Source organism: Pseudomonas sp. S30_BP2TU TE3576, from assembly GCF_050436025.1.
In the GTDB taxonomy this organism is placed as follows: Bacteria; Pseudomonadota; Gammaproteobacteria; order Pseudomonadales; family Pseudomonadaceae; genus Aquipseudomonas.
The window spans coordinates 4,866,089-4,881,854 of sequence record NZ_JBNDLK010000001.1 but is presented as its reverse complement, the minus strand read 5'-3'; the positions used below and the strand labels follow the sequence as shown (position 1 = coordinate 4,881,854).

Genomic DNA, 15,766 nt, shown 5'->3' with positions numbered 1-15,766 from the left:
GCCGCCCTATTCGCGAGCAAGCCCGCTCCCACAGGGATATGTGGTACTCACCACTCGGCAAAACTGCCATCGGCATGGCGCCAGATCGGGTTGCGCCAGCGGTGCCCGATGGCGGCGCGTTCGATCACGTATTCCTCGTTGATCTCGATGCCCAGGCCCGGGCCGTTCGGGATCTTCACGAAGCCTTTGTCGTAGTCGAACACCCGTGGGTCTTTCACGTAGTCGAGCAGGTCGTTGCTCTCGTTGTAATGGATGCCCAGGCTCTGTTCCTGGATGAACGCGTTGTAGCAAGCCGCATCCAGTTGCAGGCAGGCCGCCAGGGCAATCGGACCCAGCGGGCAATGCAGCGCCAGCGCCACGTCGTAGGCTTCGGCCATGTTGGCGATCTTGCGGGTTTCGGTGATGCCGCCGGCATGGGAGGCATCCGGCTGGATGATGTCGACGTAGCCTTCGCTGAGCACGCGTTTGAAATCCCAGCGCGAGAACAGCCGCTCCCCCAAGGCAATCGGCGTACTGGTCAGTGGCGCCAGTTCTTTCAGCGCTTCGTAGTTTTCGCTGAGCACCGGTTCTTCGATGAACATCAGTTTGTACGGATCAAGCTCCTTCATCAGCACCTTGGCCATGGGCTTGTGCACCCGGCCATGGAAGTCCACGCCGATGCCGACGTTCGGGCCGACGGCATCGCGCACGGCGGCCACGTTGGCCAGGGCCTGGTCGACCTTGTCGAAGGTGTCGAGGAATTGCAGCTCTTCGGTGCCGTTCATTTTTACCGCGGTAAAGCCACGCTCGACCGCTTCTTTCGCCGCCCGTGCGGTATCCGCCGGGCGGTCGCCGCCGATCCACGAATACACGCGAATCTTGTCTCGCACCTGACCACCCAGCAGATCACTGACCGATACACCCAGCGCCTTGCCCTTGATGTCCCACAAGGCCTGGTCGATCCCGGCCAGCGCGCTCATGTGGATCGCGCCGCCCCGGTAGAAGCCGCCGCGATAGAGCACGGTCCAGATGTCTTCGATGTTGCGTGGGTCTTTGCCGATCAGGTAGTCGGACAATTCTTCAACGGCAGCGGCAACGGTGTGGGCGCGACCTTCCACCACGGGCTCGCCCCAACCGGTGACGCCCTCGTCGGTTTCGACCTTGAGGAAGCACCAGCGTGGCGGAACGATGAAGGTGGTCAGTTTGGTGATTTTCATCTGTTGTCTCTCTTATTGGATGCAGCGCTCGCAGCGCCAAAAAGTCTTAGCGAAGGGCTTTCCAGGCAGCGACATAGGCCTTGGCATTGGCCGCCACTTGCGCAGGCGTCATGCCCGGTTTGAACAGACCGGAGCCAAGGCCGAAACCTTTGACGCCCGCGTCGATAAACACCTGCATGTTGTCCGGGGTGATGCCACCGACCGGCGCCAGAATCGTTCCGGCCGGCAGCACCGCGAGCCAGGCTTTGACGACCGCCGGGCCCATCTGCTCGGCCGGGAACATCTTCAGCACATCCGCGCCTTCGGCCAGTGCCGCGAAGGCTTCGGTCGGCGTGGCGACCCCCGGCGACAGGTACAGACCCGCCGCTTTCGCCGCACGCAGCACCTTCGGATCGCTATGGGGCATGACGATCACCTGGCCACCCGCGGCTTTCACTTGTTCAACCTGCTCCGGCGTCAACACCGTGCCGGCACCGATCAGGCAATCAGCAGGCAAGGTACTGCGCAGGATGCGGATGCTTTCGTACGGCTCCGGGGAATTGAGCGGCACTTCGATGACGCGAAATCCGGCGGTGTACAGGACTTCGCCGATGGCAGCCGCTTCTTGCGGGCGCAGGCCGCGCAGGATCGCGATCAGGCCGTTTTGTGCCAGCGCTTGTTTGAGCATGTCAGGCCTCCAGGCAGATTTAACGGGATGCGGTGGACGTGACCAGGCCGGCGGCGAGCGCCAGTTGCCACAATCCGCGTTCAGTGGCCTGTTCGGCCTGGGTTACCCGGGCAAAGCCGCAGGCGTCGAGCGCACGGCTGTAGCGGGCACAGAGTTGGGTATTACCGATGAGGATGATCGAAGGCAGGTGCACGCTGTTGCGCCGGCGCCGTTGCACGCCGGCCAGGGCTGACAATTCGTGGCCGATCAACAGGCCGGACAGATAATCCGCCTGGGCGGTGGCGTTCAGTTCGCCAGTCAGGCCCAGGCTGCGGGCGCTGAACATCGTCGACAGCGGACCGATTTCACCGTCCGCCGACAACGCGACCTGCACACCGCGATCGAACGCATCGCCATCGAAAGACGCGCCACGCTGTTGGGTGCGTCCGAGAATGCTGTGTTCACTGAGCACGGCGAACATTTCGCCGGTCATGAACGTATCGAAATGCACGATGCAGCCGTCGGCCACTTCCACCCATTTCGAGTGGCTGCCCGGCAGGCCGATCAGCGGAGCAGCCCCCGCCTCGCCCGCCAGGTTTTGCAGCACACCGAGCACCTGGGTTTCTTCGCCACGCATCACGTTCGGCAAACGCGAACGCTGGATGACGCCGGGCACAATGTGCACATCAATCCCGCGAAAACTGCGTACGGTTTGTAAGGAAGTTCCGAGAGTCGCGACGTTCGCCGGTGTTTCGCGGTAGGCCGCTTCGCACCAGCCCTGGGCGCTGCCGACCATGCCGCAGGCAATCACCGGCAAATGCGGCTGCGCATCGAGCCAGTCGCCGCAAGCCTCATCGAAGGCCAGATCAAATCCATCGGTGCATTCCCGGCCGCCAATGATTCTGGGCGCCTTGGGCAACTGCATGATTCCCGAGGACAGCGAACGCTGTTCGAGCACCTGGCCACCTTCAGCCAATTTGTAAGCACGGAGTGAGGTCGTCCCCCAATCGAGCGCGATCAATTGCGCCTGCATCGCTTCACCTGTTTTGGTTTTTGGCAGTGAGTGAGCGGGACTATAAACCCAGGCGCCGTAAAATCTCAATATATAAATATCAATCCCATATACTGGGACAAGCACAAAAAAAACCACCGCCTACGGTAGCTCCCTGGAATGCATTCCCCTGTAGGAGCTAGCTTGCTAGCGATGGTCGTCAACGATAAAGCGCAAAGCCTGACACCCCATGGTGCTTTCGATTGCTTCGCGAGCAGGCTCGCTCCTACAGGAGATACCGCTCAACTGCCCTCGGCGAACTCGCGCAATACTTTTCCATCCATCCGATACCGAACCCATTCCTCCTGCGGCTGCGCGCCCAGGGATTTATAGAAATCGATAGCCGGCGTATTCCATTCCAGCACGCTCCACTCGAAACGGCCGCAGTCGTTGGCGCAGGCGATTTTCGCCAGATGCCGCAGCAGGGTCTTGCCCGCCCCACCACCGCGCTGTTGCGGAGTGATGTAAAGGTCTTCGAGGTACAAGCAATTGCTGCCCAACCAGGTGGAATAGCTGAAGAAGAACACCGCGAAACCGATGGGTAGGCCGTCGCGCAGGCAGATCAGGCCATGGGCGGTGGCGCCTTCGCTGAACAGGCTGCGCTCGATATCGGCAACACTGGCGATGACTTCATGGCGGGCACGTTCGTAGTCGGCCAGTTCAGTGATGAACGCGAGGATTTGCGGTGCGTCACTAGGGGTCGCCGGGCGGATTTCGATCGTCATGGACGTGCCTTGTCTAAAATTGAAAACGCCATACTAAGGCGACGCGATATTTGTGGCGAGGGGGCTTGCCCCCTCACCACAAGCAAGCTCCCTCGCCACAGAAGCTGGATCGCCACCACCGTGCAGAGGTTTTACTCCGGCCCGTACTAACCCTGGAATCGATAACCTCGGACCTAATATTTGGGCGCCGCGTGGTTAGATAGATGCGCTGCTCATTTATCCGGCCAAGGAACCGTGCCATGTCTACCGCAACACCCCCTGTTTCCAGCAAGTTGTTCGGCCTGTTCTGCCTCGCCAGTTACCTGCTGTCACTGTCCTACGGCTCAACGTTTTTGCTGTCGTTACTGATTGGTTCTCGCGGCGGTAACGAACACGACGCCGGGAATGTGATTTCAGCGGCGATGCTCAGTACCTTTGCGGCGGTGATTGTGTCCGGCCATTTGTCCGACTTGCTTGGTGCCGCCCGATCGGTGGCGCTGTTCGGTGTGTTGCTGGTGGCGGCCAGCCTGGGCTTCGCCCTGACCCCGGGCTTTGGTCATCTGCTGTTGTTTTTCGGGTTGCTGTTGGGCCTGGGCTGGGGCGTGTTCTACACCCTCGGGCCGATCATCGTGGCGGGCCTGGTGACACCCGCACAGCGCGCCAGGTACTTCGCCCTGCTGTCGGGCAGCATGATGAGCGGGATCGGCAGCGGCCCATTGCTCGGCCGCGCAGCGAGTGCGCTGGGCTATCCGGTGACCACGGCGTTTTATCTGGCGGCGCTGGCCAGCCTGGTCGGCGTATTGCTGTTCTGGCGCCTGGATCGACAACTGCAACCGGTGCCCGCGCAATCGAGCAGCGTGTCGCGGATTTCCTGGCGTGCAGCGGGTCAAGTGCTGTCGTCCAGGGCCATATTCCCGATCATCATGGTCGGTCTTGGTGGCTGTGTGTTCGGCGGCTTGTCGAGCTTTCAAACCAGTTATGCCGCAGCGCGCTCGCTCGACTATTCGCTGTTCTTCCTCGGCTTCATGAGTGCGGCGATCAGCGGCCGCATGCTGGTTGCCGGTTTCGTGGTCAAGCGCGATCCATTCCACGCGTCGTGTGTGCTTTCGGGGCTGATGCTGGCGTCGATCGTGATGTTCGGTTTTGTCGTCGACAGCAGTGTCAGCTACGTGCTCGCGGCGGTGATGCTCGGGATCGGTTACGGCCTGACCTACTCGGTGATCAATGGCCTGGCCGCCAATGAAGCGCCGAACGGCACCACCGCACAATCCTTGTTGCTGTTCAGCCTGTCGTACTTCATCGGTGTGTTCGGCTTTCCCTTGCTGGCCGGGAAAATCATCGTCGAGCAAGGCATGGCCACGCTGTTGCTCACGGTGTTGGCGGTCGCTTCGCTCAACTGGCTGATCACCGTGGGACGGTTGATCTGGCGAAGAGCCACGGCGGTCAGGGTATTGGAGCAAGCCTGAGCCGTTCGTCGCTGATAATGCACCCATTCAGATCGAGGACGGACTAATCAGGTAAGGACTCTAATCGTTGGAGACAACACCATGATCCTGTCCAGGTCGATCGCTCTCGTTCTCATGGCCTTTTTGTCCATTGCTACTTTCGCCGGGCCCCTCGGCTCCAGCACCGGCCCGACCAACCCGGTGGAAAAACCCAGGGCGCCGGCCATCCAGAGTGCCCCCGGCATGAACACCGATGGCACCACGGTCGACCACAACCTGCCACCGCCCACCGGCACAGATCCGCGGGTTCAAGGCAAAGATGCCGGACGACCGTTGCCGGGCCGTAAAACACCCGGCAGCGGCGGACTTGGCTCGACCACTAGCGGTAACCCGGGAGACGACGACAGCGACAATCAATAACTTGCGGTTTGAGGACAAAGCAATTGGTCGAGGCGCTGCGCAAGACAAGTCAGTGCCAGATCATGTGTTGAGTTTCAGGACCTCTTCGCGGGCAAGCCCCCACAGGACTGTGTCGGACCGCACCTTGTGGGAGCGAGCAGGCCCGCGCCCACAAGTGCAATGAATGTCAGCGTTGCTTGAGGCGGTCGATGACCACCGCCAACAACAAGATCGAACCGCGAATCACATACTGATAAAACGTATCGATGTTCTTCAGGTTCATCGCGTTCTCGATGATCGCCAGAATCAACACCCCGGCAATCACGTGCCGGATCATGCCGATCCCGCCACTCAACGATACCCCGCCCAGTACGCAGGCCGAGATCACGGTCAGCTCGAAACCCTGGCCGATCATCGGTTGGCCGGAGGTCATGCGTGATGCCAGGATCACCCCGGCCAACGCGCCGATGACGCCATGCACGGCAAAGATGATGATTTTGGTCCGGTCGACATTGACCCCGGCCAGCAGCGCCGCTTCCTGATTGCCGCCAATCGCCATGGTGTTGCGCCCGTAGGTCGTGTAGTTCAGCAGCCAGCCGAAGAACAGGAAGCAGACGATGGTGATCAGGATCGGTACCGGCACGCCGAACACCTGGCCGTTACCGAAGACGAAGAACGACTCCTGGGACACCCCCACTGCTTTGCCGTTGGCGAAGATGTAGGCCAGGCCACGCACGATCTGCATGGTCGCCAGCGTGGTGATCAGCGCATTGACCCGCAGCTTGGCGATAACGATGCCGTTGATCAGCCCGACGATCAGCCCCATCACCAGCGCCGCACAGACACCGAGAAACACGCTATTGGTGTCGCGCATCACCACTGCCGCGACGACCCCGGCGCAGGCGATCACCGAGCCCACCGACAAGTCGAAATGCCCGGACGCCAGGCAATACAACATGGTGCACGCAGCGATTCCGGTGGTGGAAATCGCCAGGCCCAGGCCACGCATGTTCAGCGGCGAAAGGAAGTTGTCGATCATCAGGGTACAGAGCACGAAGATTCCGACGGCCGCCAGCAGCATTACCCAATCATCTAGAAAACGCCGCATATCCAGCGGTTTGCGTGTAGTCGGCAGGGTGTTGTCTTGGGTTGTCATCATAGTCACCTCTCAGTTCGCTACGCCGTCGGCGCGTTGGCGCGGCAAAGCCAGTTGCAGCAGGTTGGATTCGTTAGCCTGGTCACGCCTCAGTTCGCCACGCAGCGCGCCTTCGCACAGCACCAGGATGCGGTCGGAAATGCCCATGACTTCCATCAAGTCACTGGACACCACAATCACCGCGATCCCTTCGGCTGCCAGGTTATGGATGATCTGGTAGATCTCGGCCTTGGCACCGATGTCGATACCGCGGGTGGGTTCGTCGAGGAGCAGCACTTTCATCGGCATCGACAGCCAACGGCCGAGAATGGCCTTCTGTTGATTGCCGCCGGATAGAAACTTGATCGGCTGCCCGGCGTGTGGCGTTTTCACCTTGAGTGCCTTGATCTGCTGGTCGGCGTTGCCTTTCTCCCACAGGCCACGCAACAGGCAGCCGAAGGTGGAATGGGCGCCGCGTGCGCTGATGTTGATGTTCTCGGCGACGCTGGCCAGCGGCAGGATGCCTTCCTTCTTGCGGTCCTCGGGGCACAACAGGATCCCGGCGGCAATCGCGTCCCGGGGTGAGCGCAGCTTCAGTTCATGGCCGCGCAGTTTCAAATGTCCGGCGCTATTGCGCGCCAGGCCGCTGAGCAGGCGCAGCAGCTCGGTGCGACCGGCGCCCACCAACCCGAACAGCCCGAGGATCTCGCCTTTGTGCACCTCGAAACTCACCGGCTCGCGCAAGCCTGGCCCCAACAAACCCTCGACCTTGAGTGCCACCGCGCCACGCTGGCGCGGGCGGTAATCGTAGATGTCCTGGATATCGCGCCCGACCATGCAGGTGACCAGTTGATCGTGGGTCAGCTCGCTCATATCGTCGAACGTACGCACGTATCGCCCGTCCTTGAACACCGTCACCGCATTGCAGATGCGGAACACTTCTTCCATGCGATGAGAGACATAGAGCACCACTTTGCCCTCGTCCCGCAGCCGGCCGATGATCGCCATCAAGCGGTCGATCTCCCGCGCCGAAAGGCTGCTGGTGGGTTCGTCGAAGGCAATCACATGGGCGCCACGGGACAGCGCCTTGGCGATTTCCACCAGTTGCCGTTGCCCCAGGGACAGGCGCCCGACCTTCTCTTGCGGGTCGATTTCATCGGCCAGGCCTTTGAGACAAGCCACTGCCTGCTGGCGCAGGGTGCCGCGATTGATCAGGCCGAAACTGGCCGGCAGATGCCCGAGAAACAGGTTCTCCGCCACGGTCATTTCCGGCACCAGATGCAGCTCCTGGTGAATCACCGCGACGCCACTGCCGATGCTGTCGGCGGTGGACTTGAAGTCCATCGTCCGCTCGCCGATCTGCAAGGCCCCGCTGCTGGGTATGTAGGCCCCGCCGAGGATTTTCAGCAGCGTCGATTTGCCGGCGCCGTTTTCGCCCATCAAGGCATGAACCTGCCCCGGATGGGCGACGAAGCTGATGTTGTCCAGCGCCTTCACCCCGGGAAAAGTCTTGCCGATCCCGCTGAAGCGCAAGCTGCCGCTGTGTTGTTGTGTATTTGTTTGCGCGTGCATAACCCACCCCTTTCAAACCGGACAGGCAGCCTCGTCGCCGAGGCCGCCGCTGAAATCAAGCGGCCGTCAGTTCCACAGGCCGATCTTTTCCAGTTCCTGCTTGAAGTTGTCGCGGGTGATCAGCGTCACGTCGTCCATTGCAGTGAATTTCGCCGGTTCAGTGCCGGTGGTGACCCACTCGTACATCATGCTCGCCGTGTTGTAGCCCTCGATGTGCGGGCTCGGCAGCATCGAACCATAGAAGCCGCTGTCGGGTTTCTTCAGCTCGCCGATGGCGTCGGTACCGTTGATGCCGATGCCAATCACGTTGGCCGCAGCGAACCCGGCGCTCTCGGTGGCGCGCACACCGCCGAGCACGGTGTTGTCGTTCATGCCGCCGATGATCAGGTTCTTCGCCGCACTCGGCAGTTTCACCAACGCCGAGTTGGTGGCGTCCATGCTGCCCGGCACGTCGAGGGTCTTCAGGGCCGAGAACAGGATGTGGTTCTTCGGCATGCCGGCGTCTTCCAGGGCTTTCACCGAACCGTCAGTGCGCTTCTTGCCGGTGTCGAGTTCGTTGTAGGTATTGATCACCGCGTACGTGTCTTTCCAGTCCCAGCCGCGTTTCTTCGCCTCGGTGGCCATGGCATTGCCTTGCTTCTGGCCGACTTCGAACGCGGCCATGCCGAGGTACGGCACGTCTTCCATGAATTTGCCGCTGGCATCGACGAAACGGTCATCGACGGCGATCACCTTCAACCCGTTGAGCTTGGCCTTGGCCATGATCGCAGGTCCCAGGGACACGTCCGGCGGGCAGATCACGAAGCCTTTGGCGCCATTGGCCGCGAGGCTGTCGATGGCAGAAAGGGTTTTCTCACCGTCCGGCACGGCGATCTTGATCAGGGTGAAGCCCTTCTCTTTCCCGGCCTTTTCGGCAAACGCCCACTCGGTCTGGAACCAGGGTTCTTCCGCTTGCTTGACCAGGAAACCGATTTTCACTTCCTCGGCCGCCAGCAGCGTGCTGCTCAGGCCGACCGCCGAGACCGCCAACGCGGCACAGCATAGGGAACGGATAACATGACGACGATTCATAAGCTGACTCCTTGTTATTTTTCTTGAGCGTTCTTTGAAAGCGTTCTTTAAAGCCAGGACGGTAAACCTTATTGCCAATAGTCATATCATATGATGATTGAATTTCAGGCGTACCAAGACGCCTGAAAGCCCGGTCACTCAGTCGTGGTACATCACCGAGCGCCCTCCATCGATGGTGATGCACGAGGCGTTGATGAACGGCGCTTCATCACTGGCCAGGAACACCGCGGTCATCGCCACTTCAATCGGCTGGCCGATGCGCTTGGGTGGATGCAGGTCAAACGCACGCTGGCGCTCAGCGTGAGGGTCGGCGAAACCGTTCCAGTAATCGATATTGATCTGGGTTTCGATATAGCCCGGTGCGATGGCGTTGACGCGGATGCCCCTGGACGCATATTCGATGCCCAGCGCGCGGGTCAGGCCGAGCAAGCCGTGCTTGGCCACCGGGTAGGGGAAGCAGCCCGGAATGATGTGGGAGGAATGGGTCGAGGCAATATTGATGATGCTGCCGATGCCCTGCTCGATCATCTGCGGCAGCACCGCCTTGCAACCGTACCAGGCGCCATCAAGGTCAATGGCAAAGCAGCGACGCCAGTCTTCCTCGGTCATTTCCAGCGGATCACGGAACACGTTGACCCCGGCGCAGTTGACCAGCACATCGATCCGGCCGTGTCGCTCGACCGCCAGCCTGGCCATTGCCTGCAGATCGCGCTGCTGTGAGACGTCAGCCTTGATCGCCACCACATCGGCGCCTTGGCCACGCCAGTGCGCCGCGACCTTCTCGACTTTCTCGGCCTGAATGTCGCTGATGATCAGCCTGGCTTGCTGGGACGCAAAGGTCGCCACAATCGCTTCGCCAATCCCCTGGGCGGCACCGGTCAACAATACGACCTTGTTTTTCAGGCGTTCGCCCTTCGGTGGTTCGGGTACCGGCGGCAATGACAACGGTTCAGCCATGGATCAAGACTCCTGTTCGAAAACACGACGAAAACCGGGCATCTGTCGATGTCCGGACAAAAGGCGCTGAGTAAGAAACAGACGGGAGCGAAACCGTTTCAGCTTGAAGACGGTCTGAGGCCTTGTCTGCGCAAGGGAGTGCGAGGGGCTTCGCTGCATCACTTCACCTGTTTTGTTTTTTTAAGTGTGAGTGCATGTCACTGGTGAGGCCGACTATAAACCCGGCCCGTTTAAAATCTCAATATATATATTCGCATCCCACATTTTGGGACTTATCCGGCAAAACGTGCGCAATGCTTTCCAGGCACATCCACTGCAATCGACAACACGGCCCCGTCTAACGGATGGCCCAGCGGACTTGCCGCGCTGGTGATGTACAGGGTTTTCAGATCCGCACCGCCGAACACGCAACTGGTGGAACGGCTGATCGGCAATTCGATGATCCGATCGACTTTGCCGTCCGGGCTCAACCTGAGCAGGCAGCGACCGTCCCAACGGGCATTCCAGATAAAACCTTCGGCATCCATCGCCGAACCGTCCGGAACCCCGCGCTCATGGGGGCCAAACCAGACCTGCGGCGCATCGAGGGCTCCGTCGGTACGGATGAAATGTCGGTACAAGGTGCCAGCGAGGCTGTCGCCGAAATAAACGCTAGTGCCGTCATCGCTCCACAGCAGCGTATTGGGGACGCCCAGCCCTCGGAGCAGCGGCATGACCCGAGCGTCCCGATCAATGCGGAACAGCCCGCCGGTGCGCCGTTCGATGGGCAAGTCTTCGCCTCGCTCGCCGATGTTGTTTTGCATGGTGCCGAGCCAGAGCCGGCCCTGGGCATCGCAGCGGGCTTCGTTGGGGCGGTTGCACGGTTGTGGATCGGCCACGCAGAACAATGTCAGGCGCGGGTCCAGCCCGGGTGAGTCCAGGTCCAGCCGATACACGCCACTGCTCAGTGTCACCAGGGCGTCGCCGCTGGCGCAGGGGATGAAGGCCGATACATGCTCCGGCATCTGCCAGATCTGCACATTGGCGCCGATCAGCCGTAGCGCCTGTTTACCGGCAATATCCACCCAATACAGTGCCTGGGTCGGCGCATCCCAGAACGGACCTTCTCCCAGTTTCGCCCGATGCCCGGTAACCGCGGTCCACGTCATGAAGCCTCCTGCATTGTTCTTGTTTTTATTGTGTAGGAGCCAGCTTGCTGGCGATGGTGTGTCAGTCGGCGTTGTGGTAGCTGCCATACCATCGCGAGCAGGCTCGCTCCTACAGGGGTTCGAGTTGTCAGCTCGCTTTTTTATCGGCCATGACTTGCGGGTAGTAACGCTTGATCGCCAGGTCGGCGTTATCGATCAGGGTCATGCAGGCCCAGACACCCCGGGCAGTATCACGGGCCGCGATAGCCTCGGCCAGGTCCCGGTGAATCGGCAAGGTGCGGCGCAGTTCATTCGGGTCGGCGGCGGACACTTCAAAGGCCACCGCCAGCAACGCGCCGAGGGCGGGAACCATCTGTTCGATGAATTGATTGTGGCTGGCTGCCAGGATGCACTCGTGGAAGAGCTGGTCGGCACGGTTGTAATCGATGCCGCTGTCCACCGCCCGTTCCAGTGCGTTGCAGGCCAGCAGGATCGCGTCCACCTGTTCGCCGGTTGCGCGTTCGCAAGCCCAGCGCACAGCCATCGGTTCGATGGTGCGACGCAGATCGAGTAGATCGTCGACGAAGTTTTCCGGCAAACCGCTGCGTGACAGCCAGCCGACGACTTGTGGATCAAAGAGGTTCCAGCGCCGCACCGGCAACACCCGCGTGCCGACTTTCGGGCCGACTTCGAGCATGCCTTTGGCAACCAGGGTTTTGATCGCTTCGCGGATGACCGTGCGGCTCACACCAAGTTGTTCGCCGAGGTCGGCTTCGACCTTGAGTGACTCACCCGGCCTGACCTGCCCCGTGGCGAGCCAGCATCCCAACCAGTCGACCGTCGAAGCATGAAAGCTGTTGGACATGGGCACCTCAAAGCCGTATGCGATGGAGAACCACGCTAATCATCATACGATTGGGTGTCAATTTGATTTTTTGAAGAAATCAGAAATCTAATGTGGGAGCGGGCTTGCTCGCGAAGACGGAGTCACATCCGACAAAGATGTCGGCTGACCCAGCGCTTTCGCGAGCAAGCCCGCTCCCACAGGGTTTTGCGTCAGGGTTCGAGACCGATGGGGAAAAACTCTCCACCACTCCACACGCCTAACCAACGCTGGCCGTCGATCTCTCGGCTCACTGCCAGCTCTACCAGTTGGTAGAACACATTGCGGTGAATCAACGCCTCAAGATTGCTGCGCACATGCACGTAAGGGGCTGGCTCCTGCGTTACCGGGTCGATGACCACACGCAGCGGATGACCGGCACCAGCCTCGGTGGTTTCCTCGACGTTGGTGGTAAAGCGCAACAGCTGCGCCTCGCCCTCGCCTTCCACGTCGACGGCAATCGCCACGAACGGCGCATCGTCGACCTTGATGCCGACCTTTTCGACGGGTGTGATCAGAAAGTAATCATCGCCATCGCGGCGAATGATGGTAGAGAACAGCTTGACCATCGGCTTGCGCCCGATCGGGGTGCCCAGGTAATACCAGGTGCCGTCCCGGGCGATGCGCATGTCGATGTCGCCGCAGAAATCGGGATTCCACAGGTGCACCGGCGGCAAGCCTTTGGTCTTGGAGATTTGCCCCAGCAAGTCATTGGCTTTTTGCGGGCCACTCATGGCGTTCTCCTTAGAATTACTGGTCGCTGAGCCCCAGCAGGCTGCGCGCGTATTGTTCCAGCGGCGGGCCCATCAGGTCTTCCGGTTTTTTATCGTGGAACGTCAGTAAACCGCCACGACTCTTGATGGTCGCAGTATCAATCAAATACTGGGTGCTGGTCTCGATCAAACTGATCTGAATCATACCGCTGTCGATGCCGAGACGATCCAGGGCTTCCTGATCCAGCCACTCGTCCGAGTTGCCGATACGGTCGTCAGACTTGGCAAATCGGGTGTACAGCAGATAGTGCGCACCGGCGGCACGGGCTTCGCCCATGGCCTGGTCGAGGCCTTCCGGCGTACGGGCACGGCGGACCATCGGGAAGTATTCGACGAAGCCATCGAACGCGACTTCGGCAATCACATTGGGCCGTGGATAAACGGCGCTGCCCGGCGGCATGAAAGCGCCCTGGGCGATGTAGACGAACGAGTCAGGCTGAATGCGCAGGTTGTTTACGCGACGACTGTCGCTGTGGTCGAGCAGCCCCGCATCGCTCATATGGTAACGAGTCCCTTCGGCCATATCGCTGACGTTCATGCAGCCACCAAGTGCCAAAACGGCCAGCAGCAAAACCAGGCTACGCATCCTATCCTCCAGAGGCCGGTGTCGGAAAACCGGCGAATGGCCGTAGGATGCAGCTTCCGCGCCAGCTCATGAGCATTGTTGACTTAACCATAGTCATCGCGAGCAAGCTCGCTCCCACAAGGATTTGCGCAAATTCTTGTGGGAGCGTGGCTTGCCCGCGATGAGGCCGAATCAGCCGCCGATAATCTTCATGACAGTCGCACCGCCGGAGAACGCCACTTCCTGCTTGTCGCCCAAGGCTTTGACCAGCAGCCGCTGCAGGGCCGGCAAGGCCTGATGACGTGGTTTGTCCAGCAAATCGCCGATGTAATGGCGATTGCTCGATGACAGGCAGCCATGCAGCCACCCGGTGGAAGATAAACGCAACCGTGAACAGGTCCGGCAGAATGGCACGCTTTCGTTGGCGATCACGCCGAAATAACCCTGGCCGGGAATTTCATAGCGAACGGCCGTTGCATCGACCGGGGCATCGGCCTGCAGGTACTCGTAGCGCTCGCCGATCAGGCTCAGCAACTGCTGGAGGCTGACGAACTGTTGCAAAAAGGCGTTGGAATCGTTGGCCAGGTGCCCCATGCGCATCAGCTCGATGAAGCGCAGTTCATAACCACGCTCCAGGCAGTAGTCGAGCAGCGGCATCACTTGATCAAGGTTCTGCCCGCGCAGCGGCACCATGTTGACCTTGATCTTCATGCCGGCCGCACTGGCCTCGCTCATGCCATTGAGCACAGTGGCCAGATCGCCGCCCCGGGCAATGCTGCGGAACGCACTCGCATCAAGGGTATCGAGGGAAACGTTGAGGCGCCGAATGCCGGCATTCAGCAGCAGCGGCAGTTTCTTCGCCAGCAACTGACCGTTGGTGGTCAGGCTGATGTCTTCCAGGCCCATCTGCCCGACCGCTGTCATGAACGCTTCGAGTTTCGGGCTGACCAGCGGCTCGCCGCCGGTAATGCGCAGGCGCTCGATCCCCGCCGCTTCAATCAGATAAGCCACGCCGCGCGCCATGGCTTCGGCTGACAACTCATCCTGCGCAGCCACCAGCCGCTTGCCGTTGGGCACGCAGTAGGTACAGGCGTAATTGCAGGCTGAGGTCAGGCTGATGCGCAAGTTGCGAAAACGCCTGCCTTGACGGTCAACGATCATGGTCACTCCGGCGGAAGAATATTCGGGCCGCTAAAACTTGACTCAGAAATCAAGTTTTAGCAAGTCCTCTACCTGAGTATATTCCTGCGGTACTGCGCCAAGTAGCGAAATCATGGCGCAATAAGGCAACTGAATGACTCAGCTGCTCGAAGTGTCGGTGTCGCGCTTGCGCTTGTTACCCATGCGCACGCCGATGTCCATGAGGAACTGGAAGAAACCTTCCTGATCTTCCAGCACATTGCTCCAGAACGGCGAGTGATACAGCGCCACGGCACCGTGCACCAGCGCCCAGGACGCGCAGTAATGGAAGTAAGGTGGCACGTCTTCCAGCTTGCCTTCGCTGATCCGGCCTTTGATCAGCAAGGTCAGGCGCTCGAAGTTCGAGGCACGGATCTTGTGCAGTTCCTCGATCATCTCCGGCACCTGGTTGCCCTTGACCACTTTTTCTTCAAGGCGGTCGAACAGGCGATAGCGTTGTGGATCGCGCATGCGGAATTCGAAGTACGCCCGGGACAGGGCTTCCTTGTCCTTGTCGACATCGGCCGAATGCAGCAGTGCGTTCAAATCGCGCTCGTAGTCGAGCATCAGGCGCAGATAGATTTCTGCCTTGGATTTGAAGTGCTTGTAGATCGTGCCTTTGCCGATACCGACGGCATCAGCAATCATCTCGACGGTGACACTGTCTTCACCTTGTTCGAGGAACAGCTTGAGCGCGGTATCGAGAATTTCCTGCTCGCGGCGACGAAACTCACGGACCTTACGAGGTTCTTTATGCATAAGAAAAGGTCTGTCGGGGTCAAAATTCGAAGCCGCGTATTATGCCTAACTTGCGCAAAAATGCACGGATCATCCGACCATATCTGCGCCTTCTGGTCATTCTGCGTACGTTTACAGGTTGATGAGAACTCTTCCGAAGCGCACGTATTCCAAATTTGTTTAAAAACCCTGACCAGCAAACTGGACTAGGCGCAATCCTGATCAATACTTGAACTGTCGGCGGGGCATCTCCCCCAAGTGTCACGCTGATATTGGTACCAACGGACCGCGTACCATTGTTTTACTCCTAATGGTCTTAACCCGG

16 protein-coding genes are annotated in these 15,766 nt (G+C 60.0%); 2 read left to right on the top strand and 14 right to left on the bottom strand.

Annotated features, from left to right (window positions below):
* Positions 1–47: 47 nt before the first annotated feature.
* From dgoD to ABIA48_RS22280, 4 genes are all read right to left on the bottom strand, one after another.
* Positions 48–1,196: a galactonate dehydratase gene (gene dgoD, locus ABIA48_RS22295; protein WP_008047041.1), complete on the bottom strand. Its 1,149-nt coding sequence runs from the start codon at positions 1,194–1,196 to the stop codon at positions 48–50.
* A 46-nt stretch (positions 1,197–1,242) separates the two neighbouring features.
* On the bottom strand, positions 1,243–1,863 hold the full coding sequence (locus ABIA48_RS22290) for a 2-dehydro-3-deoxy-6-phosphogalactonate aldolase (protein WP_310054744.1): 621 nt from the start codon (positions 1,861–1,863) through the stop codon (positions 1,243–1,245).
* A gap of 19 nt (positions 1,864–1,882) precedes the next feature.
* Positions 1,883–2,875 (bottom strand): 2-dehydro-3-deoxygalactonokinase, encoded by a 993-nt coding sequence (locus tag ABIA48_RS22285; protein ID WP_429491377.1) that lies wholly within the window; start codon positions 2,873–2,875, stop codon positions 1,883–1,885.
* A gap of 260 nt (positions 2,876–3,135) precedes the next feature.
* The gene (locus ABIA48_RS22280) at positions 3,136–3,618 is read right to left on the bottom strand and encodes an N-acetyltransferase family protein (protein WP_429491375.1); all 483 of its coding nucleotides are present in this window, start codon (positions 3,616–3,618) and stop codon (positions 3,136–3,138) included.
* Positions 3,619–3,857: 239 nt separating this feature from the next.
* On the opposite strand from ABIA48_RS22280, the gene ABIA48_RS22275 reads away from it, so the two are divergent.
* Both ABIA48_RS22275 and ABIA48_RS22270 read left to right on the top strand, forming a co-directional pair.
* Positions 3,858–5,063 carry an MFS transporter gene (locus ABIA48_RS22275; RefSeq protein ID WP_429491373.1) on the top strand — a complete coding sequence of 402 codons (1,206 nt, stop codon included), beginning with the start codon at positions 3,858–3,860 and terminating at the stop codon, positions 5,061–5,063.
* Between the two features lie 81 nt (positions 5,064–5,144).
* Positions 5,145–5,462 carry a hypothetical protein gene (locus tag ABIA48_RS22270; RefSeq protein WP_429491371.1) on the top strand — a complete coding sequence of 106 codons (318 nt, stop codon included), beginning with the start codon at positions 5,145–5,147 and terminating at the stop codon, positions 5,460–5,462.
* A 166-nt stretch (positions 5,463–5,628) separates the two neighbouring features.
* On the opposite strand, the gene araH is transcribed toward ABIA48_RS22270, so the two are convergent.
* From araH to ABIA48_RS22220, 10 genes are all read right to left on the bottom strand, one after another.
* The gene (araH, locus tag ABIA48_RS22265) at positions 5,629–6,597 is read right to left on the bottom strand and encodes an L-arabinose ABC transporter permease AraH (protein ID WP_277530757.1); all 969 of its coding nucleotides are present in this window, start codon (positions 6,595–6,597) and stop codon (positions 5,629–5,631) included.
* Between the two features lie 12 nt (positions 6,598–6,609).
* On the bottom strand, positions 6,610–8,148 hold the full coding sequence (gene araG / locus ABIA48_RS22260) for an L-arabinose ABC transporter ATP-binding protein AraG (RefSeq protein ID WP_429491369.1): 1,539 nt from the start codon (positions 8,146–8,148) through the stop codon (positions 6,610–6,612).
* 66 nt (positions 8,149–8,214) lie between these two features.
* A complete protein-coding gene (locus ABIA48_RS22255) occupies positions 8,215–9,219 on the bottom strand; it encodes a substrate-binding domain-containing protein (protein WP_429491367.1) in 1,005 nt (334 codons plus the stop codon).
* A gap of 138 nt (positions 9,220–9,357) precedes the next feature.
* Positions 9,358–10,176, bottom strand: a complete 819-nt coding sequence (locus ABIA48_RS22250; RefSeq protein WP_429491365.1) for an SDR family oxidoreductase — start codon at positions 10,174–10,176, stop codon at positions 9,358–9,360.
* 272 nt (positions 10,177–10,448) lie between these two features.
* Entirely contained in the window at positions 10,449–11,324 is an 876-nt protein-coding gene (locus ABIA48_RS22245) for an SMP-30/gluconolactonase/LRE family protein (protein WP_429491363.1), read from the bottom strand.
* A 127-nt stretch (positions 11,325–11,451) separates the two neighbouring features.
* Positions 11,452–12,168, bottom strand: a complete 717-nt coding sequence (locus tag ABIA48_RS22240) for a FadR/GntR family transcriptional regulator (RefSeq protein ID WP_108229795.1) — start codon at positions 12,166–12,168, stop codon at positions 11,452–11,454.
* A gap of 191 nt (positions 12,169–12,359) precedes the next feature.
* Positions 12,360–12,920: a DUF1285 domain-containing protein gene (locus ABIA48_RS22235; RefSeq protein ID WP_429491360.1), complete on the bottom strand. Its 561-nt coding sequence runs from the start codon at positions 12,918–12,920 to the stop codon at positions 12,360–12,362.
* A gap of 16 nt (positions 12,921–12,936) precedes the next feature.
* Complete coding sequence (locus tag ABIA48_RS22230) at positions 12,937–13,545, bottom strand: DUF4823 domain-containing protein (protein ID WP_007987188.1); 609 nt, start codon at positions 13,543–13,545, stop codon at positions 12,937–12,939.
* A 171-nt stretch (positions 13,546–13,716) separates the two neighbouring features.
* Entirely contained in the window at positions 13,717–14,685 is a 969-nt protein-coding gene (locus ABIA48_RS22225) for a GTP 3',8-cyclase MoaA (RefSeq protein WP_277530772.1), read from the bottom strand.
* Positions 14,686–14,823: 138 nt separating this feature from the next.
* Complete coding sequence (locus ABIA48_RS22220) at positions 14,824–15,462, bottom strand: TetR/AcrR family transcriptional regulator (RefSeq protein WP_204934341.1); 639 nt, start codon at positions 15,460–15,462, stop codon at positions 14,824–14,826.
* Between the last annotated feature and the right edge of the window lie 304 nt (positions 15,463–15,766).